Origin of the sequence: Mycobacterium sp. 4858 (assembly GCF_900240975.1) — a bacterium.
Classification (GTDB): domain Bacteria; phylum Actinomycetota; class Actinomycetes; order Mycobacteriales; family Mycobacteriaceae; genus Mycobacterium.
Map to the genome: position 1 here is coordinate 1,940,110 of NZ_LT968776.1, position 18,517 is coordinate 1,958,626.

An 18,517-nucleotide genomic window follows, 5' to 3' on the forward strand; every position below is an offset into this window, starting at 1 on the left:
CGCACACTCGACGGCGGTCGCCGATCAGCGTCCGAACGTACGGCCGGCGAGCTCGGCCGTCGCCTCCAGCCGCGGGGTGACCGCCGAGGCGCTCACCGCCACCCGGTGATCGCCCGCGGTGATACGCCAGCCACCCACGCCGCGGTCGTAGCGCGCGAGCAGGCGCGGGTCCGCCTCGATGGTGACCCGGCGGGCGGCGCCCGGCTCGAGCTCGACCCGCTCGAACCCCAGCAACCGCAGGCATCGCCCGCCCGGGGCCGCGGTCAGGTACAGCTGCGGGACGTCGGCGCCCGCGCGGTCACCGACGTTGACGACGGTGAAACTCGCGGTGACCGTGTTCCCGCCGCCCACCACCAGATCGCGGTAGTCGAAGTCGGTGTAGGACAGCCCGTGACCGAAGGCGAACATCGGGGCCTCGCCGGTGGCGGCGAACCAGCGGTAGCCGACATCCGATCCCTCGGTGTAGTCGATCGTGGTCGGCTCGCCCCACTCGGCGCCCAGGCCCGGCAGCTCCGGGCGGGGCGTCTGTCCCAGGTCGACCGGAAACGTGATCGGTAACCGGCCCGACGGGTTGGCCTGGCCGGCAAGGATTTCCGTGATCGCCCGGCCGCCGGCCTGCCCCGGATACCAGGCCTGCACAATCGCCTGCACCGAGTCCCGCCAGGGCATGGTCACCGGATTGCCGGTCTCGAGCACCACCACGGTGTTGGGATTGGCGGTGGCCACGGCGGTGATCACCTCGTCCTGCCCCCACGGCAGCGTCAGGTCGGGAATGTCGAACCCCTCCCCTTCGGCGCGGACGGCGAACACCAGCGCGATGTCGGCGTTGCGCGCCGCCAGCGCCGCCTCCGCGGGGTTGATGCCGGGATCGAAATCGATTCGGGCATGCGGGAATTGCTTGCGCAGCTCGTCCAGCGGGCTCGACGGCAACAGCTGCAGCTTGCGCAGGCCGGCCTCCAGTCCCGCGCCGCCGATCGGTATCACGGCCGCGTAGCCGCCCGGCGGGACGACGGCACTCGACCCGTAGCCGGCCGGCACCCCGACGTGTGCATATCCGCCGATGACGGCGATCCGGGCGGACGCCTCCGGCGCCAGCGGCAGCAGCCCGCGGTTGGTCAACAGCACGATCCCCTGCCGGGCGATCCGCAACGCGATCTCGTTGTGGGCGGCCATGTCCGGTACGGGCGCGACTTCGGCCCGGTCTTCGGCCCGGTCGATGCCGACCGCGAACATCGATCGCAGAATCCGCCGGACCATGTCCGAGAGCCGTTCGCCGGTCAGCCTGCCGTCGGCATGGGCGGCACGCAGGGGCGCCCCGAACGCCTCCGCCTGCCACAGCAGCGCGTCGAGTTGGGCCCCGCATTCTTGGTCGAGCCCGCCCAGCGCGCACTCCCAGGACGGGGTGGCCCCCCAGTCGGACATCACCCAGCCGCGGTACCCCCAGGCGCCCTTGAGCACCTGGTTGACCAGGACGTCGTTGGCGGCGGCATACGTGCCGTTGACCTTGTTGTAGGCGGTCATCACGGCGCCCGGCTGCGAACGCTCGATGGCCAGCTCGAAGGCCAGCAGGTCGGATTCGCGATGCGCACCGGGATCGATGACCGCGTCCAGGAAGTGCCGGTTGGTCTCGTTGCAGTTCAGGGAGTAGTGCTTGACCGTCGAGATGACCTGCTGTTGCTGGATCCCGTGGACCGATTCCGCGGCCATCGTCGCGGTCAAAAGCGGGTCCTCGGACAGGTATTCGAAGTTGCGGCCGTTGCGCGGGTCGCGCACGAGGTTCATGGCTCCGGCGAGCTGCACGTTGAACCCGCGGCTGCGGGCCTCCCGGCCGATCACCTCGCCCGCGGCGCGCGCGAGGGGCGGGTCGAAACTGGCGGCCAGCGCCAGACCGGCGGGCAGCGCGGTCGCGGTGTCGCCCGGCCGGTAGCCCGGGTTGGTCACCCCGAGGCCGGCGTCGCTCATCAGCAACGCCGGGACGGCCAGGCGGGGCACGCCGGGGACGTAACCCGCGCTCATCGGGACGTCCGGCGGGATGCGCCCGTCGCGCAGCGGCCACATCTCCCCCGCGCCCATCACGCCGACCAGCAGCGCGAATCGCTCGTCATCGGTCAGCCGGGCTTCGACCTCGCGCGCCCGGGCGTCGGCGTCGCCGGACGAGCTCACCGCACACCCTCTTTGGCGTAGACGACGCGCAGCACGTGCCCGAGCTCGGGGCCCATCACCAGCTCCGCCAGTTCGCCGAAGGTCGCGACGAACTCCGGCCCGTGCGGCGGCTCGACCTGGCACAGGTGGTGCGCGACTTCGTGGAGCACCACCAGCTCGCGCAGCGCCCAGTCGGCGGTGTCGCGGTCGGGCACCGCGATAACCCCTGCGCCGTCGCGGTATTCGTAATGGGCCGCCGTCGCGGCCCGCCGCGGCCGCACGCGCAACGGCGGGACGGAGGGCCAACGCCGGCGCACCGACGGCAACGCGAGCACGTCGTCAACATAGCGCTGCACGGCCGAAACGGAGCCGAATCGCGCCTCAGGCGGCAGGGTGAGCTGCGCACCGAAGAAGTCCACGGCGCGCGACCCGTGCTCGGCGGCGCGGTCGAACAGCGTCCGGACGAACTCCTCGGCCGCGTACACCTTCGCTCGCTGGGAGTCCCGCGTAGCCGACGGCCCGGGGCTCACCGGCCCAGCGGGGTGCGCGCGCCGGGCAGTTCCGGACTGTTGCCCAGCCGCGCCCGCCGGCCCGCCCGGTCACCCGCGCGCCGCGCCGCCGAGGAGTAGCCGGCCGTCGCCCGACTGACCTGGTAGGTGCCGCGCGCCTTCGAAGCGCCCCGGTAGTAGTCGTGCAGCTCGACATCCTTGTCCCGCAGCGCAATAGCGGTGCCCGGTAGGCGCCGACGATCCTTGGTGGCCTCGCGCCGGGCCTCGTCGCGCGCCTCCGCCAGCCGCTGGCCCACCCGCGCCCCGAAGGCCAGCTGAAAGTTCAGCCGCGCGGTGATGGTCGGTGTGGGCCGGTGCGCGCCCGACGCGAGGTAGGCGTCCGACGCCCGCACCATCTGGACCACCAGGCTGGCGTAGAGCGCGTGGGTGGCGTCGATGTCCTCGGCGAACCCATAGGCGTACACGAACGTCGAGTTGGACGCCACGTCGCAGCGCACGTCGTTCGCACGAGCGATCAGCACGAACAGCTGCACATACGTGCGCAGACCCTTGGTGCCCGCGTTTCCGATCGTGATGGTGCGCTGCGTCGGGGCCTGGGCCGGCGAGCGGGTGGCCGCATGGGACCGCGCCACCGCCAGGTCGATGGAGGACGCCGTCGCCAGCCGCTGGGCGGCGCTCATGAAAGCGTCCGCCTCGTGCGGGTTGTCCGTGCCCTCGGCCTGACGCAACAGTGCGGCGATGCGGGCCAGCATTTTGTCGTCGGTCATGTGCGCCAAACTACTCAAGCGATACGACAGCTTCGCCTCAGAGCCGCGCGGTGATCCACGAGACGACGTCGCCCAGCACCTGCTCGCGCTCCGGCTCGTTGAAGACCTCGTGGTAAAGCCCCGGGTAGACCTTCAGTTCGACGTCCGTCGACCCCACGCACTCGACCAGGCGCCGGCTGCCCGCGACCGAGATCAGGCGGTCCTCGGAGCCGTGCACCACCAGCAGCGGCGCGGTCAGCGCCGGCGCGCGCTGCGGCATAGTCTCGCCGACCTGAAACAGGACCCGGCCGATCCCGGCCGGGACCTTGCCGTGGTAGACCAGCGGGTCGCTCTTGTAGGCCGCCACCACCTCGGGGTCCCGGGAAATCGCGTCGACGTCCAGCTCCTGCACCGGCAGCCCGGGCACCACCGCGCCGAGCACCCGGGCGGCCAGGACCATTAGCGGCGACACCTGATCCTGGGCCGCCACGGCGGGGCCCGACAGCACCATCAGGTCGTAGTCGTCCGGGCGCTCGACGCCGTAGGCGAACACGATGGCGCCACCCATGCTGTGCCCGAGCACGACGCACTTGAGGCCCGGATGCTCGCGGGTGGCGATGCGGACCAGGCTGTCGAAGTCGGCGGTGTACTCGGAGATGTCCCGCACCAGCACCCGCTTGCCGTCCGAGCGGCCATGCCCACGGTGATCCAGCGCGTAGGTACCCAGGCCCGCCGCACCGAAACACCGTGCGACGTGGTCGTAGCGGCGGGCGTACTCGCCGAGGCCGTGGGAGAGGACCACCACCGCCCGCGGCGCCGTGTCGGGCGTCCAGACGTCGTAAACGATGCGCACGCCGCCGAATCCGTCGAAGTTCCGTTCGTCGCGGTTCACTGCACGGTCCTAGTCATTAGGGGCAGCGTAATGGCTCTCGGCGCAGGTCGCCCCGCCAGACACTGTCGTAGGCTCTCCCATTGTGGGGCTGCTTGCGCAAAATACCGCCGACTCAGAACTCGTCCCCGCGGCGGGCGGGGATTTCTCGGCACACGCCGAGCCGTACCGTCGTGAGCTGCTGGCGCACTGTTACCGGATGACCGGGTCGTTGCACGACGCGGAGGATCTGGTTCAGGAGACGTTGCTGCGGGCGTGGAAGGCCTACGACCGCTTCGAGGGCAAGTCCTCGATGCGGACGTGGCTGCATCGCATCGCCACCAACACCTGCCTGACCGCGCTGGAGGGGCGGCAACGCCGGCCGCTGCCGACCGGCCTGGGCGCACCCAGTTCCGACCCGACCGCCGAGCTCCACGAGCGCCGCGAGGTGCCCTGGCTGGAGCCGCTGCCGGACCTGGCCAACGACCCGGCCGACCCGTCGGTCATTGTCGGGTCGCGTGAGTCGGTGCGGTTGGCTTTCGTCGCTGCGCTGCAACACCTTTCGCCCCGGCAGCGGGCGGTGCTGTTGCTGCGCGACGTGCTGCAGTGGAGGGCCGCCGAAGTCGCCGAGGCGATCGGCACCACCACGACCGCCGTCAACAGCCTGCTGCAGCGGGCCCGATCCCAGCTCGACGCGGTGGGCCCCAGCCAGGGCGACCGGTTGGACGCGCCGGATTCCCCGGAAACGCAGGATCTGTTGGCCCGCTACATCGCCGCCTTCGAGACTTACGACATCGACCGCCTGGTGGAATTGTTCACCGCCGAGGCGATCTGGGAGATGCCACCGTACGCCGGCTGGTACCGGGGCGCGCGGGACATCGTCACCCTCATTCATCAACAATGCCCCGCCGAGTCCCCCGGCGACATGCGGCTGTTGCCGCTGGTCGCCAACGGCCAGCCCGGCGCCGCCATGTACATGCGCGCCGGTGAAATCCACGTGCCCTTCCAATTGCACGTGCTCGACGTGCGGGGTGACCGGGTGTCGCACGTGGTGGCGTTCCTCGACGAGGCGTTGTTCGCGAAGTTCGGGCTGCCCGGTTCGCTGTGACGGATGCGCCCGAGATCACACCCGCGCCCGGGCGGCCGCGCCTGTTGTTGGGCTCGTACGCCCTCGCCGAGGTGGGCTACACGGCGAGGGAGTTCTTCGTGTCCGGGACGGCCACCTCCTACGCGCCCACGGCGCCGCTCGCGCACGACGGGCAGTGGAGCGTGTCGCCCTCGGGCACGGCGGATTACACCACCCGAGTCGTGGTGCTGACGCCGACGGATCCGGCGCGGTTCAACGGCACGGCGCTGGTGGAGTGGCTCAACGTGAGCGGCGGCATCGACGCGCCCGCGGTGTGGATGATGGGGCACCGGGAAATCGTGCGCGCAGGTTACGCGTACCTCGCGGTCTCGGCGCAGAAGGTGGGCGTTGACGGCGGCGCGAGCCTGCTCGGCGTGGACATGTCGCTGAAAAGCCAGGACCCGGCCCGCTACGCGCCGCTGCACCACCCCGGCGACGCCTTCGCCTACGACATCTTCTCCCAGGTCGGCGGGCTCGTCCAAACCGCCTGGGACACCCGCGTTTTGGGTGAGCTGCGCGCCCAACGCGTGATCGCGCTGGGCGAGTCGCAGTCCGCCATGTTCCTGACCACCTACGTCAACGCCGTCGACCCGTTGGCCCAGACGTACGACGGGTTTTTCGTTCACTCCCGCTTCGGCCCCGCGGCCCCGCTCGACGGGGCGTCCATCTTCGACGACGCCGGCGCACCGCAGGCCGTCGCATTTCGCCCGGACCTGCGGGTGCCGTTGCTGACGATCATCACCGAAACCGACCTGTTCGGTGGCGCCCGGGAGGGCTACTACTTCGCGCGTCAGCCCGACAACCCATGGCTGCGGGTCTGGGAGATTCCCGGGGCCGCGCACGCCGACAACTACACCATCCAGGTGGCACCCATCGACAGCGGCTCGGCGCCGCTGGCGGACCTCGTCGCCGCGTACGCGCCCACGAACACGCTGATGGGCCAGCAACTTTCACATCACATCAACTTCGCCCCGCAACACCACTACGTGGTGCAGGCGGCGCTCGCCGCGCTGAACACGTGGGTGCGCGGCGGCCCGCCCGCGCCCGGAGCGGCGCCCATGCAGGTGCGCGATGCCTATGGGCCGCAACCCGTTCCGGATGCCAACGGCCTGGCTCAGGGCGGCGTCAGAACTCCGTGGGTGGACGTGCCGGTGGCGCGAACCTCGGGTCGCGGCGGCGACGAAGGCGTCATGGCCGCGCTGTTCGGCTCCGGGGAACTCTTCGACGTCGACACGTTGCGCCTGCTCTACCCGGGCGGCGTCGCCGAGTACCTGGAACGCTTCACCGCCGCGCTCGACGCGTCGATCCGATCAGGCTTCATCCTGGCCGCCGACCGGGCCGAGATCCTCGAGCTGGCCGCCGCGGCCTATCCCGGCGACCGGCCTTAGAACAGCCGGCTGTCCGGCGGCGGCCCCGCCACCGGGCGGACCAGTCCGGCCCCGGTGACCAGCGGCAGGTCCAGCGCCGAGAGCAGCCCGGGCGGGGCCGCGCAGACCGCCGGGATGGAGTTGACCATCCGGGATGCCCCCGCGATGCGCGCACCCAGGTCGTGGTCGTGGTCTTCGGCCATCTCGAATTCGCAGCGCATGGTCGGCGATCCCTCGATCTCCACCCGGTAGAGGCCGCGGCCGGAGGCCTGCCCGTAGCCGAGGTCCTTCGGCGGGATCGAAATGTGGGGCTGCGGCCAGTCCGGGGCGATGTCGTCGCGCATCCGGGTCACGTGGTCGAGGACGAAAGTCGGCTTGCCGCCCACGTATCCGGTCAGCGTGGAGCGCATGGCCGCGATGGTGCCGGCGGCGACGTGGCCGGTGGGCGCGTCGAAGGACTCCGCGGCGGGAATGCGTTCGTTGCTCTCCTCGATGTCGTCGATCGTGACACCCAAGCCGGCCGCGAGCTGATGTAGGACAGGGCCCCAGCCGAAGGTGAACATTCCGGGCTGGGCGGCGAACGCCTGGTATTCCGGCGGCTGGCCGAACCCGAGGATCTCGTACACGGCGGCCCGGTCCGGGTAGGTGGCGTAGTTGAACATCTCGGTCACTCGCACCCAGTCGATGGCCCGCGCAACGCCGGTGAGCACCAGCGGCAGAACGTCATTGGCGAAGCCCGAGTCGATGCCGGTGGTGAAGAACGACACCCCGCCGTCCAGCGCGGCCTGCCGCAGCGGATCGGTGAACACCGCGCCCGCCGGACCCAAGCCGTCCGGAAACACCAGCGGCACCACCGAACACGACACCACGTTCTTTCCGGCCCGCAAGATCGAGGCCATGTCCTCGACCGCCTCCAGCGGCCGCAGGTTGGCACCGGCGGCATACACCACCGCGTCGGCGTCGCCGGCGAGCAGCGCCGCCGGATCCTGGGTGGCCACCACCCCGACCGGCGTCGTTCCGCACAGCTCCCCGGCGTCGCGGCCCGCCTTGGTGGCGCTGTGCACGACGAGGTCAACCAGCTCCAACTCCGGGTGGTCGATCACGCCGCGTAAGGCGATCACGCCCATGGAACCCGGCCCCCACACTCCCACCTTGATCACTTTGGACCATCTCCTAATATTAGGACGGTTATCCTTGTATTTTGGACGGATCGTAGGGAGGTGGACATCAGCACGTCAACCGCCAAATCACCGCCGACCGCCCGGGTAATGGATGTGCTTGCCGCTCTTGCGGATTCGCCAACCGGCCTGATGTCCGCCGAGGTGGCCAAGCGCTGCGCGATCAGCACCTCCACCTGCGCCCTCGTCCTGGCCGAATTGGAGGGCCGCGCCTGGGTGGCGCGCCGCGAAGATCGCCGCTACGTCCTGGGCAGTGGCCTGTTCGGTCTGGTGCATGGGCTGCGCCTGCAGTTCCCGCTGCTCGACCGCGGCCGCGAGGCGCTGCGGTTCCTGCACGAGACGCTCGGCGCGGGCTGCTCGATGTCGAAGATCGGCCGGCGGCACCTGACCACCGTGGACGCGGTCGGTCACGGCACCGACGGCGGGCAGGCCGTGGGTCAGCGCTTCCCCATCGACCCGCCGTTCGGTCTGGTCGCGATGGCCTGGCGCGACGACGAATTCGTCCACGCGTGGCTGCAGCGGGTGACGCCACGGCTGACCCGGACGGAGATCGCCGAACACCAGCGGGTGCTCGCCGACATCCGGGACCGCGGGTACGGCGCCTGGCGGTTCGACGACACCCACCAGTCATTGCACGACCGGCTGACCGACCTGCTCGCTTCGCTGGAGCCGACGGCCCAGGTCACCCGCCAGCTCACCACGCTGATGACCATGGTGACGCTGCAGTCGGTCACCGATGTGCTCGAAACCGACTTGGCCGCAGCCGAATTCGTGGTGTTGCCGATCTTCGCCCACGATGGCCAGCCGGAGTACCAGGTCGAGATCCACCTGGGCCGCTCCCCCGGACTGACCCTGCCCGAACTCGACGCCGCACTGCGGCACGCGCAGGGGCTGCTCGCCGCGACAGTGGCCTGACCACCCGATTACAGTGAGCACATGTCCGCCCACGCGCACGTTCGGCGTGCGGCCGAACGTGCCGTCACCACGACGCCGTGGCTGACCTCCCGGCACTCGTTCTCGTTCGGCGACCACTACGATCCGGACAACACCCATCACGGGCTGCTGCTGGTCAACAACGACGACATCGTCGCGCCCGGAACCGGATTCGGCACGCATCCGCACCGGGACATGGAGATCGTGACCTGGGTCCTGCAGGGCCAACTGGCGCATGAGGACTCCATCGGTAATCGCGGCGTGATCTATCCCGGCCTGGCCCAGCGCATGTCGGCGGGCAGCGGAATCCTGCATTCGGAGAAGAACGAGTCAACCACGGAGCCAGTGCATTTCGTGCAGATGTGGGTGGTACCCGACCAGGCCGGCATCACCCCGGCCTATGAACAGCACGAGATCGAGGCGGACGCGCTGGAGGGCGCACTCGTGACGATCGCCTCGGGCATCCCCGGCCGGCCCGGAGCCATCGCCCTGCACAACCGCAACGCCGCGCTGCACGCCACGCGGTTGCCCGCCGGCGCCGCGGTGACCCTTCCGCAGGCGCCCTACCTGCACCTGTTCGTCGCGCGCGGCGCGGTCACGTGCGAAGGCGTCGGCGAGCTGCGGGAGGGTGACGCCGTCCGGTTCACCGACGCCGGCGGCCGGCTGGTCACCGCGACCGAACCGTCGGAGCTGCTGGTCTGGGAGATGCACGCTGAGCTGGGCGCCCCGAGCCCATAGAGTGGGCGTGACAGACAGGAGCCGGCATGTCTCAATCGCGGCCGCAGCACGCGGCGCCCAACCCCGACCGGAGCATCAAGGCGGTCCGCACGGTGCGATTCTGGGCCGCGCCGCTGGTCATCACGCTGGCCCTGATGTCGGCGTTGTGCGCGCTCTACCTCGGCGGGATCTTGAACCCGATGACCAACCTGCGGCACTTCCCCATCGCCGTGGTGAACGAGGACGCCGGGCCGGCGGGGGCGGAGCTGACGGGTCGATTGGTCAACGGCCTGGACAAGAACAAGTTCGACGTCCGCGTGCTCACCCGCGACGCCGCCAAGCATCAGCTGGAGACGGGACACGTATACGGTTCGGTGCTGATACCGCCGAGCTTCTCGTCGAAGCTGCGGGATCTGGGCGCCAGCGCGGTGCTTCCCGGTCCCGCGGAGCGGCCGGTGATCACGATTTCGACGAATCCGCGCGCGGGCACGCTGGGCGCCAGCATCGCCGGCCAGACCCTGAACATGGCGATGGGCGTGGCCAATGGCGAAGTGGGCGAACGACTTCTCGCGCAGGTCAAGGCGCAGACCGGCGGCGCCCCGCTCGCCGGGGCCGCCGAAGAGGGCCTGTCCACTCCGATCGAGATCGAATCGACCGTGTACAACCCGCTGCCCGACGGCACCGGTAACGGGCTGTCGGCCTTCTACTACGCCCTCCTGCTCCTGCTCGCGGGGTTCACCGGCAGCATCGTGGTCAGCACCCTGGTCGACGCCCTGCTCGGTTACGTACCAGCCGAATTCGGGCCGGTGTACCGCTTCGCCGAACAGGTCAGGATCTCGCGCTTCCAGACGCTGCTGCTCAAGTGGGCCATCATGGTGCTGCTCGGGCTGCTCACCTCGGCGGTGTATCTGGCGATCGCCCACGGGCTGGGCATGCCCATCGATCTCGGCTGGCAGCTCTGGGCGTACGGGATGTTCGCGATCGTCGCGGTGGGCATCACCTCCAGTTCGCTGCTCTCGGTGCTGGGCACCGGCGGCCTGCTGGTCAGCATGCTGATCTTCGTGATCCTCGGGCTGCCGTCGGCGGGCGCCACCGTGCCCCTGGAGGCCACGCCGCCCTTCTTCCGCTGGCTGGCCGAATTCGAGCCCATGCACCAGGTCTTCCTGGGCACCCGGTCGCTGCTGTACTTCCACGGGCGCGCGGACACCGGGATATCGCAGGCGCTGGTCATGACCTCGATCGGCCTCGTCATCGGGCTGCTCCTGGGCGGCGTGATCACCCACCTCTACGACCGCAAGGGCTACCACCGGGTCGCGGGGGCGGCCGAGATGGCGATCGCGATGGAACACCAGGCGCGCCAGGGCAAGCACGAGCGGACCGACGCGACCGAGCCTGAGCCCGAAAGCTCAAGCGAGAAAACGTAATTCGAACGCCGCCCGAGCGTCATCGGCCCGTTATCTAGATTGACAGTGTGACTGGTGTGACTGATGATGTTGATGTTGCATCCAGATCCGGGCCGAAAGGGCGATCGTGCTGACCCGACGCGCCAGTTTGCGCCGGCTGGTGGCCGGCTGCACCGCCATGGTCGCGTGCGTCGCCCTCGCGAACAGCACCGGACTGCCGGTGGCGCGCGCCGCCGACGGCCGCGACCTGCTGGCCAACGCCATCGACACCACCAAGGGTTCGTACCTGGTCTACAACTTCGGGCCCGGTCACCCCGCGCCGATGCTCAACGCCGGCGGCAGCTGGTATGAGATGAACAACGGCGGCCACCTGATGATCATCAAGAACGCTGCCGGGCGGCTGTCGCCCCACCTGCTGGTCGACACCCACCAAGGGGATCAGGCGCGCTGCGAGAGCAATCCCGGCGCCCGCACCGCCGAGGGGCTGTGGCAGGCGTCGGAGCTCTACGCGCCGCTGCAGGCGTGGCAGCGAATGGGCCAGCCCACGATCGCGATCAACGCCAACTTCTTCGACGTGCGCGGCCAGAAGGGCGGTTCGTGGCGGCAGACCGGCTGCAGCTCACCGCTGGGCGCCTTCGTGGACAACACCCACGGCCAGGGCCGCGCCAACCAGGCCGTCACCGGCACCGTCGCCTACCCCGGCAAGCAAGGCCTCTCGGGCGGCGGTGAGAGCTGGAGCGCGCTGACGACGATGATCCTGCCGTCCGGCGGGGCGCCGTACGTGGTGTGGCCGAGGACCAAGAACGACTACGACTCCGCCACGCCCGTGGTCGCCGACCTGCTGAACAAGAACGAGCGGTTCGTCGCGGTGTCCGGGATCGGGCTGCTGGCCCCCGGCCAGAATGGGCAGCTGCACGACGGGGGACCCAGCGCCGCGCGAACGGCCCTGGCGTATTCGAGGCAGAAAGACGAGATGTACATCTTCGAGGGCGGCAGCTACACACCGGACAACATGCAAGACCTGTTCCGCGGGCTTGGCAGCGACAACGCCGTCCTGCTCGACGGCGGCGGGTCGTCGGCGATCGTGTTGCGCCGCGACACCGGCGGCATGTGGGCCGGCGCGGGCTCGCCGCGCGGGTCGTGCGACACCCGGCAGGTGCTCTGCGATTCGCACGAACGGGCGCTGCCCAGCTGGCTGGCCTTCAACTAGCCGGCCCGAAGCGGAAGATCAACAGGCTGGCCGCCACCACGGCCGCCGTGACCGCGAAGACCGGCGCGACGACGAATCGTGACATGGTCGCGCCCAGGAACGCGCCGGCGCACATCGTCGACACGACGCTGAGGCGCAACGCCTGACGGGCGCCGGTGCCGCCGGCCAGGCGGCTGTCCAGGCCGAGGCTGACGATCGTCGACGTCAGCACGGTGGTGGACAATTCCTGGATGCCGAACTGGCGCGCGCTGGAGTGCTGCAGGCCGAACGTGACCGCGAGAATGCCGATCATGACCAGCTTGGTGTTGTCGTGATACCGCAGGATGCCGGTGCCGGCCAGCGTCGCCAACGCCAGCAAAAGGGCGATCTCCGTTGCCAATACGGTGGTGATCCACGCCCGCGCCCGGTCGGCGAAATGCCGCGACACCCGGCCGCTGAGGATCGTGGTGCAGACGAAGGTGGGCAGGGCTACCACGACCGCAGTCAGGTCGATGCTCGTTCGAGGCGCCAGCCAAAAGCCCAGGAAGATAACGTTTCCCGTCATGTTGGCCACGAACACGTGTCCGAGCACCAGGATGCTGATCGCGTCCGCCAGGCCGGTGGCGAAGGTCAACAACAGCAGAGCCGCGACGGTCGAGCGCTCCGACACCGGCGAGGTAACGGCCATGGGTCGTAGCAGACCGCGCTAGACGTGCGGCGTCAAATCCAGCGACGTGATGGTCGTCATCCTGGTCACCAGCCACCGGTTGTTGGCGCGCTTGAGGAACAGCCGGTAGGACAGGTACTTCAGCGAGGGCACGTTTTTGGTCAACGGGCTGGTGGATGTGGTGTTGGTGTACACGATGACCACGGCGTTGGCGTCATCGATCGACTCGACGGCCGCGCCCGTGACGTCGGTGTGGTTGGTGATCTTGGCCTGCTTGTTGGGCGCCACGATGGCGTCGACGAACTTGCGGTACTGCGCCTCGAAATCCCCGCTGAGGTAGCGCGACGCGCGGTCGGCGAGGGTGTCCATGTTCTCGGGCGTGTAGGTCCACAGCGTGGTGATCGCCTCGGCCGCGGTCCGCGCCACTTTGAGTTTGGTTGCCGCGGCGGCACGATCGGCCAGGTAGGGCTGCACGGTCGCACCAGCGAATGCCGCCGATCCAACGAACAGCACCGCGGCCGCGACGACGGCGATCGCCAGCCGCTTGCCGGCCAGCCATCGCCGCTTCGTGCGACCGCCGGGTCGCGCATCGGCGGCGGCATCGACGTCCGTCGTGGATTCTTGTGCGACAGAGGCGGCTTCGTCGGCGTTTGGCGAATCCGCGCGCCCCTCCGAGGCCGACCCCTCCGGGGCGGTCTCGTCGGCGGCTAGATCACCTGCTGCAGGTTGCTGATCTTCCACTGCTTCCCTTCCTGCGCGGCGGTCGCCGTCCACCGGTTGGCGTTTTCCCAAACTTGTTTACCGTCAGGCGATTTGGTGCTGACCGCGGTCGCCACGATGACTGTTGCGCTGCCATCGTCGTTCCATCGCTCCACCCCCGCGTCCAGAACGGTGCCGGTGGCCGGTTCGGCGCGGGCCACCTGTAGCAGGATCTCGTTCGCCTTGTCGCGGTACTCCTTGGCGAAGTCGCCGGTCGCCTGGGCGAGAACCCGTGTCACGTAGTCGTTGGCATGGAACGGGTCGATGGAGGTGAACTGCGTCATGAAGCCGGTCACGTAGCTGAGCACCTCCCGGTTCCTCGACGCGGCGCGCTCGCGGGATTCATGGTCGGCGAGCATCAGGCTGCACACCGTGATCGCGGCCGCCATGAAAACGGCGGCGACGGCGCTGGCCCACGCCAGGCCCCAGGGCCGCCCCGGCGGCACCGGGCTCGGGACCAGCAGGGGTTGCTCGTCCGGCGTGAACTTGCGGCGCGGGCTCACTTTTCGGTCCCGGCCGGTTTGGGCTTGGTGAGCACGGTGAGGTCGTCGACGAGCCAACGGCCGCCGTCCTTGGTGAAGGTGACCCGGACGGTGGCGGAGATGTAGCGTTCGTCGGGTGCGGCGCCGCGCCGTCCCTGCATGAACATCAGCATCGTCGCCCGATCCGGCGACGCCGACTGGATCGCGTGGTCGGTCACCCAGTACTCGTTGATGACCGGGGTGCCCTTCTGCACCATGTCCTGCTGGGCGGCCAGCTGCTTGCGGTATTTGTCGGTCGCCAACGCCAGGGCGCGGGCGAAGTCATCGTGCAACGACTTGGGGTCGTAGGTCAGCATTTGCGCGACGATCTTGGGCCCCTGCGTGTCGAGCTGGGCCCGGGCCCGGTCGGTGGCCCGATCGGGGGCGAACACCGCCGCGTAGCTGATCGCCGCGCCGGCGATGCACAGCGCGGTCGCGCCCAGCACCACGACGGCCGTCCACCGGCACACGCCGAATGCCGGCTCGGCGGGTTCCCGACGTCGCACCTCGGTGCGCAACAGCATGTCGGCGAAGGTGCGGCGCCCCGAATCCCACAGCGGCCAAAGCCATCCCACCACCGAGACGGTGTCGAGCAGGTGGGCCAGGTCGCGCAGCAGCAGCGTCCACGGCCCGACGGGCTCGCCATCGCGCCGCGCGACCGCCACGCCGAAGAGGGCCCGCCCCACGCTCCAGCCGGTGACCGTCGGCAACAGCAGCCGGTTCGCCAACACCAGCAGGATTACGATCCCGATGGTCGCGACGCAGAGCCACCACCACACGCCTCGCGGCGGAACGGTGAAGAAGACCAGCGCCAGCGTGGCCACCCCGGCGGCACCCGGCAGCACGTCGACGGCGAACGCACCGGCACGAAGATGCCAGGGCGCCAAGGCATTCGGCGTGGGCTCCTGGGCGGCCGTAGCCGGTGGCTTCTCGACCACCACCGTCACTTCGTCACCTGGTCGAGCTTGGCTATCTTGTATTGGCCTTCGGCCAGAGCCATTTTCACCCGCAGCCGGTAGCCGGTCTCGTTCTGCGTCTGATCGTTGGCGACCTTGACGCGCACCGCCACCAACACATCGACGGAACCGTCGGGATTGTTGCGTTCGACCGCGGCCCGCATGTCGGACACCTGGACATGGACGTTGGCGGCCTGATACGCCTGGACGAGCATGCTGGTATAGAGCAGCGCCTGGGAGCGGAAAGCGTCGGTGCCGCAGTCGATGATCTTCTGTTCGCTCGCGGCCATCGCGTTGGTGTCGGGGGCCTGGGTCGCCGAGACGCAGTCGACGGCGGCCTTGAGCGCCGCGGCGTCATTGCGGGCGATCGCCTGGCTTTCGTGGTGGTAGCGCAACGCGAAGTAGCCGCCGGCGCCGGCGGCCGCGGCGCAGAGCACGAGCACCGCAGCGATGCCGGCCAGCCAGCCCCGCCCCAACCGCGACGGGCGGCGTGCGGCGGCGGCCTCTTCGGGTGCGGCCTCGGGACCGGTCTCCTCGCTTGCGTCCTCCGGTTCGGCGGGCTCCTCGGTCGTCACCGCGGGGCTGGTCGGTTCGGCTCCGCCCTCGGATTCCGGCGAATCCTCGGCCCTCACCTCAGGGCTGGTCGGTTCGGCGGCGGCCGCCGTGTCCTCGTTCTTCGGACGCCGTCTGCCCAGACGGGGAAACTTCGGCATCGGTGGGGGGTTCAGCCGGCTGGTGCCAGCATCTCCTTCCATCCGTCGTCTCCTGTTCTGGCCGAGTTTTCGACAGAGTATTTAACCCCGTCTGGCCCTACCAGTTCACCGCTTTGGGGGCTGTAGGTCGCCACTGGTGGCCCGCTGGGCGTGTAAACACACGGGTTGGGCTGCTGGCCGTTGCACTGCACCGTACCCGACCCCGGCCGCGACAACGGGTCGCTGGTCGGCGGAGGGGTCCCGGCGACGCGGTCCGAGGGGGCCGGGTTCAGGCCGGTGTCGATCGACGGCGCCGGGATCACCTGGCCCGGCTTCACCGGCTGGTCACAGCGGGCCGCGGGCGCGGGGCAGGTCAGGATCTGATTGGGATCGCCGTACCAGGGGTTGGTTCCCGCCGGAACGTACGGGTTGGGGTCGCGGCATTCCCGCGGTGTGGCCGCCCGTTTGCCCTCGATGTCCGTACACGGGATGTTGCGCGACCCGCGCACGCTGTTGGCCGGGGTGTCCATCGGAATCTTGCAGTAGGTGCCCGACGGCAACGGCTGAATGCTGGTGTCGGCCGGGGACCGCCATTCCGATGCCGGGATGAAGCCGGTCAGGCACGGCGGCGGCTGGTTGATCGACAACGCCAGGTCCAGTGCCGCCATGTTCGGGAACGGCGCCGCCACCGTCTGGGCGATCGACGCGCCCTGCGGCAGGAACACCAGTACCTGCTCGACGCCGGTGTGGTACCGCTTGAGCAGGTCGAACACCACCTCGAGGTTGGCCAGCGTCTGCGGCAACGAATCCCGCACGTCGTTGAACACCTCGTTGACCTGGTCGGCCGTCGGCGCCGCCTGGCGCAGCACGCTTTTCACGTGCTGGTCTTCCTGGGCGGACTGCGCGCCCAGCCTGTTCAGGTTGCGAGCCCAGCGCTCGATGGCATCACCGGACTTGACCTGGCTGTCCAGGATCGGTCCCGAGTTCTGGATGATGTCGTTGACGTCGGTGATGTTGGTCTTGAAATCACCGACGATCGCCTGAGTGGAGTCCACCAGCCGCTGCAGGGCCGGACCCAGTCCGCCCACGGATTGCGCTGTCTCGTCGAGCAATTGGGCGATCTTGTCCTTGGGCAGCACGGCGAGGCCGCGGTTGGCCGTGTCCAGCGCCGGACCGATCTCGGCCGGCACCGTGCCCTTGGTGATCGTCTGACCGTCCGACAAGAACTTGCCCGGGTTCCCGGTCGACTCCAGGTCCAGGTACTGCTCACCGACGGCCGACACCGAGTGCACGTTGGCCGTCGCGTCGGTGGGGATCTTGTAGCGGCTGTCGATGCTCATCGTCGCCTCGGCGCCCCGCTCGGTCGGTTCGACGTCGGTGACCTTGCCGATGGTGATGCCGCGATACGTCACGTTCGCCGTCGGATACAGGCCGCCCGACGCGGGCAGCTCGGCCTTCAGCGTGTACCGGCCGACGCCGACCAGGCTCGGGATCTGCAGGTAGTACACCCCGAGCACGAGCAGCGAGATGACGGTCAGGATCCCGAACGCGATCAGCTGGCGTCTGACGAAAGGAGTCAGCAATTCCTGTCCCCCCTTTCCACCAGTGGCCCGCCGGGCGCGTCATTCGGGTTCGGCGTGTAGCGGACGTCGGGGATCATCGTCTCGGGATCACGCCCGAACGACTGCTCGAGCGCGCGCAGGGCCCCCGACAATCCGGTGCCGGTGAGGAACGCGTTGTCTACGGAGCTGTAGGTCACGTCGAGCGTCAGCGAGATGTTGATGTAGTCGCCGCGGAAGATCTTCGGCACCGTGTCGATGTCGAACGGCTGCGTGAGGATCAGCTTCAGCGCACCGATCAGATACGGCGAGGCGCGGCCCAGCTCTTTGAGCGGGCATTGCAGCGCCTGCAGGTCGGTGTGCAGGGGCCCGCGGGCTTCCGACAGGTACTGGTCGGCGGCCTGGCTGAGGCGTCCCACCGCGTCGACGGCGTTGATCAGCAGGTTCTTGGTGTCGGCGAAATGCTTGACCAGCGGCGGGATGTCGGTCAGCACCCGGTCGAGGACGTCGGCCCGGTTGCCGACGTAGCCCAGCAGCCGGTTGGTCGAGTCGATCGCGTGGGTGATGTCGTCGCGCTGCTCGTTGAGCTGGCTGGTGAAGGTGTCCAGCTTGCCCAGGAAGGACCGGATCGCCTCGCCGCGGCCGTTGAAGATGTTGTAGACCTCGTTCTGCAGCACCTCCAGGTTGGGGATGCCGCCGCCGCGCAGGATCAGCGACAGGCTCGCCAAGGTCTGCTCGGTGGTCGGATACGACGAGGAATTCTTCAGCGGGATGGTGTCGCCATCCTTGAGCAGCTGCGGCGACGGGTTCGGCGGCGAGGCGAGCTCGACGTGCTGGGAGCCCAGCAGCGAGGTCTGGCCGATCTTGGCGGTGGCGTTCTTGGGCAGCTTGACGCTCTTGTCGATGCCCAGGGTCAGCGTGGCAATCCAATTCTTCAGCTCGATCTTCTTGATCGACCCGACGAAGACGTCGGCCACCATCACCTTGCTGTTGCCGTTGATCGCCAGCGTGTCGGGGACCTGCACGTAGAGCGTCATGGCACCCGAGCCGCTGCCGGGGCCACCCGGGATCGCGACGTTGGAGATCCCACGCCAGCCGCACGAACTCAACACCAGCGCGGCCACGAGCAGCACCAACCCCTGCCAGGCCCCGCGGCGAACCAGACTCAACGACCTCACTGGCCGT

Annotated in this window: 17 protein-coding genes and 1 pseudogene; 6 read left to right on the forward strand and 12 right to left on the reverse strand. The window is 69.3% G+C overall.

Features of this window, described 5'->3' with window-relative positions; all coding sequences use genetic code 11:
* Nucleotides 1-24 precede the first annotated feature (24 nt).
* From C1737_RS17625 to C1737_RS17640, 4 genes are read right to left on the reverse strand one after another with little or no spacing between them, the layout of a single operon-like run.
* Entirely contained in the window at nt 25-2,163 is a 2,139-nt protein-coding gene (locus C1737_RS17625) for a beta-glucosidase (RefSeq protein WP_199182868.1), read from the reverse strand.
* Nucleotides 2,160-2,672 carry a TIGR04338 family metallohydrolase gene (locus C1737_RS17630; protein WP_067924992.1) on the reverse strand — a complete coding sequence of 171 codons (513 nt, stop codon included), beginning with the start codon at nt 2,670-2,672 and terminating at the stop codon, nt 2,160-2,162. Before C1737_RS17630 ends, C1737_RS17625 begins: the two co-directional genes overlap by 4 nt.
* Nucleotides 2,669-3,418, reverse strand: coding sequence for a DUF2786 domain-containing protein (locus C1737_RS17635; protein ID WP_102419036.1), 750 nt, complete (start codon nt 3,416-3,418; stop codon nt 2,669-2,671). Before C1737_RS17635 ends, C1737_RS17630 begins: the two co-directional genes overlap by 4 nt.
* Before the next feature lie 37 nt (nt 3,419-3,455).
* On the reverse strand, nt 3,456-4,250 hold the full coding sequence (locus tag C1737_RS17640) for a lysophospholipase (protein WP_369807565.1): 795 nt from the start codon (nt 4,248-4,250) through the stop codon (nt 3,456-3,458).
* Here C1737_RS17640 and C1737_RS17645 point away from each other — a divergent pair.
* Nucleotides 4,243-5,373: pseudogene (locus C1737_RS17645) on the forward strand (sigma-70 family RNA polymerase sigma factor). The gene C1737_RS17640 and the pseudogene C1737_RS17645 sit on opposite strands and share 8 nt — an antisense overlap.
* Nucleotides 5,370-6,779, forward strand: a complete 1,410-nt coding sequence (locus C1737_RS17650; RefSeq protein WP_102419038.1) for an alpha/beta hydrolase domain-containing protein — start codon at nt 5,370-5,372, stop codon at nt 6,777-6,779. The pseudogene C1737_RS17645 and the gene C1737_RS17650 overlap by 4 nt, the downstream one beginning before the upstream one ends.
* Here the strand turns inward: C1737_RS17650 and C1737_RS17655 are convergent.
* On the reverse strand, nt 6,776-7,918 hold the full coding sequence (locus C1737_RS17655) for a dihydrodipicolinate reductase (protein ID WP_102419039.1): 1,143 nt from the start codon (nt 7,916-7,918) through the stop codon (nt 6,776-6,778). The genes C1737_RS17650 and C1737_RS17655 overlap by 4 nt on opposite strands.
* A gap of 108 nt (nt 7,919-8,026) precedes the next feature.
* On the opposite strand from C1737_RS17655, the gene C1737_RS17660 reads away from it, so the two are divergent.
* The 4 genes from C1737_RS17660 (at nt 8,027) to C1737_RS17675 (ending at nt 12,199) form a co-directional block, all read left to right on the forward strand.
* A complete protein-coding gene (locus C1737_RS17660; protein WP_102419040.1) occupies nt 8,027-8,851 on the forward strand; it encodes a MarR family transcriptional regulator in 825 nt (274 codons plus the stop codon).
* A gap of 21 nt (nt 8,852-8,872) precedes the next feature.
* Entirely contained in the window at nt 8,873-9,607 is a 735-nt protein-coding gene (locus tag C1737_RS17665; RefSeq protein WP_102419041.1) for a pirin-like bicupin family protein, read from the forward strand.
* A gap of 26 nt (nt 9,608-9,633) precedes the next feature.
* Complete coding sequence (locus C1737_RS17670) at nt 9,634-11,010, forward strand: YhgE/Pip domain-containing protein (protein WP_102419042.1); 1,377 nt, start codon at nt 9,634-9,636, stop codon at nt 11,008-11,010.
* A gap of 79 nt (nt 11,011-11,089) precedes the next feature.
* Complete coding sequence (locus C1737_RS17675; protein ID WP_102419043.1) at nt 11,090-12,199, forward strand: phosphodiester glycosidase family protein; 1,110 nt, start codon at nt 11,090-11,092, stop codon at nt 12,197-12,199.
* Here C1737_RS17675 and C1737_RS17680 read toward each other — a convergent pair.
* From C1737_RS17680 to C1737_RS17710, 7 genes are read right to left on the reverse strand one after another with little or no spacing between them, the layout of a single operon-like run.
* Nucleotides 12,192-12,866, reverse strand: coding sequence for a YoaK family protein (locus C1737_RS17680; protein WP_068098668.1), 675 nt, complete (start codon nt 12,864-12,866; stop codon nt 12,192-12,194). The two genes, C1737_RS17675 and C1737_RS17680, sit on opposite strands and share 8 nt — an antisense overlap.
* 18 nt (nt 12,867-12,884) lie before the next feature.
* Nucleotides 12,885-13,586, reverse strand: a complete 702-nt coding sequence (locus tag C1737_RS17685; protein ID WP_102419044.1) for an Mce protein — start codon at nt 13,584-13,586, stop codon at nt 12,885-12,887.
* The gene (locus C1737_RS17690; RefSeq protein WP_067918804.1) at nt 13,553-14,107 is read right to left on the reverse strand and encodes a mammalian cell entry protein; all 555 of its coding nucleotides are present in this window, start codon (nt 14,105-14,107) and stop codon (nt 13,553-13,555) included. Before C1737_RS17690 ends, C1737_RS17685 begins: the two co-directional genes overlap by 34 nt.
* Nucleotides 14,104-15,072 (reverse strand): RDD family protein, encoded by a 969-nt coding sequence (locus C1737_RS17695; RefSeq protein WP_102419045.1) that lies wholly within the window; start codon nt 15,070-15,072, stop codon nt 14,104-14,106. The genes C1737_RS17690 and C1737_RS17695 overlap by 4 nt, the downstream gene beginning before the upstream one ends.
* Complete coding sequence (locus tag C1737_RS17700) at nt 15,069-15,836, reverse strand: Mce protein (protein ID WP_102419046.1); 768 nt, start codon at nt 15,834-15,836, stop codon at nt 15,069-15,071. Before C1737_RS17700 ends, C1737_RS17695 begins: the two co-directional genes overlap by 4 nt.
* Nucleotides 15,806-17,356: a virulence factor Mce family protein gene (locus tag C1737_RS17705; RefSeq protein WP_067918810.1), complete on the reverse strand. Its 1,551-nt coding sequence runs from the start codon at nt 17,354-17,356 to the stop codon at nt 15,806-15,808. Before C1737_RS17705 ends, C1737_RS17700 begins: the two co-directional genes overlap by 31 nt.
* Nucleotides 17,350-18,510 carry a virulence factor Mce family protein gene (locus C1737_RS17710; protein ID WP_102419047.1) on the reverse strand — a complete coding sequence of 387 codons (1,161 nt, stop codon included), beginning with the start codon at nt 18,508-18,510 and terminating at the stop codon, nt 17,350-17,352. The genes C1737_RS17705 and C1737_RS17710 overlap by 7 nt, the downstream gene beginning before the upstream one ends.
* Between the last annotated feature and the right edge of the window lie 7 nt (nt 18,511-18,517).

Bases quoted from the DNA above. Each gene is read 5' to 3' on its own strand.
- C1737_RS17635 (WP_102419036.1), bottom strand. From the start codon at position 3,418: ATGACCGACGACAAAATGCTGGCCCGCATCGCCGCACTGTTGCGTCAG.
- C1737_RS17660 (WP_102419040.1), top strand. From the start codon at position 8,027: ATGGATGTGCTTGCCGCTCTTGCGGATTCGCCAACCGGCCTGATGTCC.
- C1737_RS17665 (WP_102419041.1), top strand. From the start codon at position 8,873: ATGTCCGCCCACGCGCACGTTCGGCGTGCGGCCGAACGTGCCGTCACC.
- C1737_RS17670 (WP_102419042.1), top strand. From the start codon at position 9,634: ATGTCTCAATCGCGGCCGCAGCACGCGGCGCCCAACCCCGACCGGAGC.
- C1737_RS17680 (WP_068098668.1), bottom strand. From the start codon at position 12,866: ATGGCCGTTACCTCGCCGGTGTCGGAGCGCTCGACCGTCGCGGCTCTG.
- C1737_RS17700 (WP_102419046.1), bottom strand. From the start codon at position 15,836: ATGGAAGGAGATGCTGGCACCAGCCGGCTGAACCCCCCACCGATGCCG.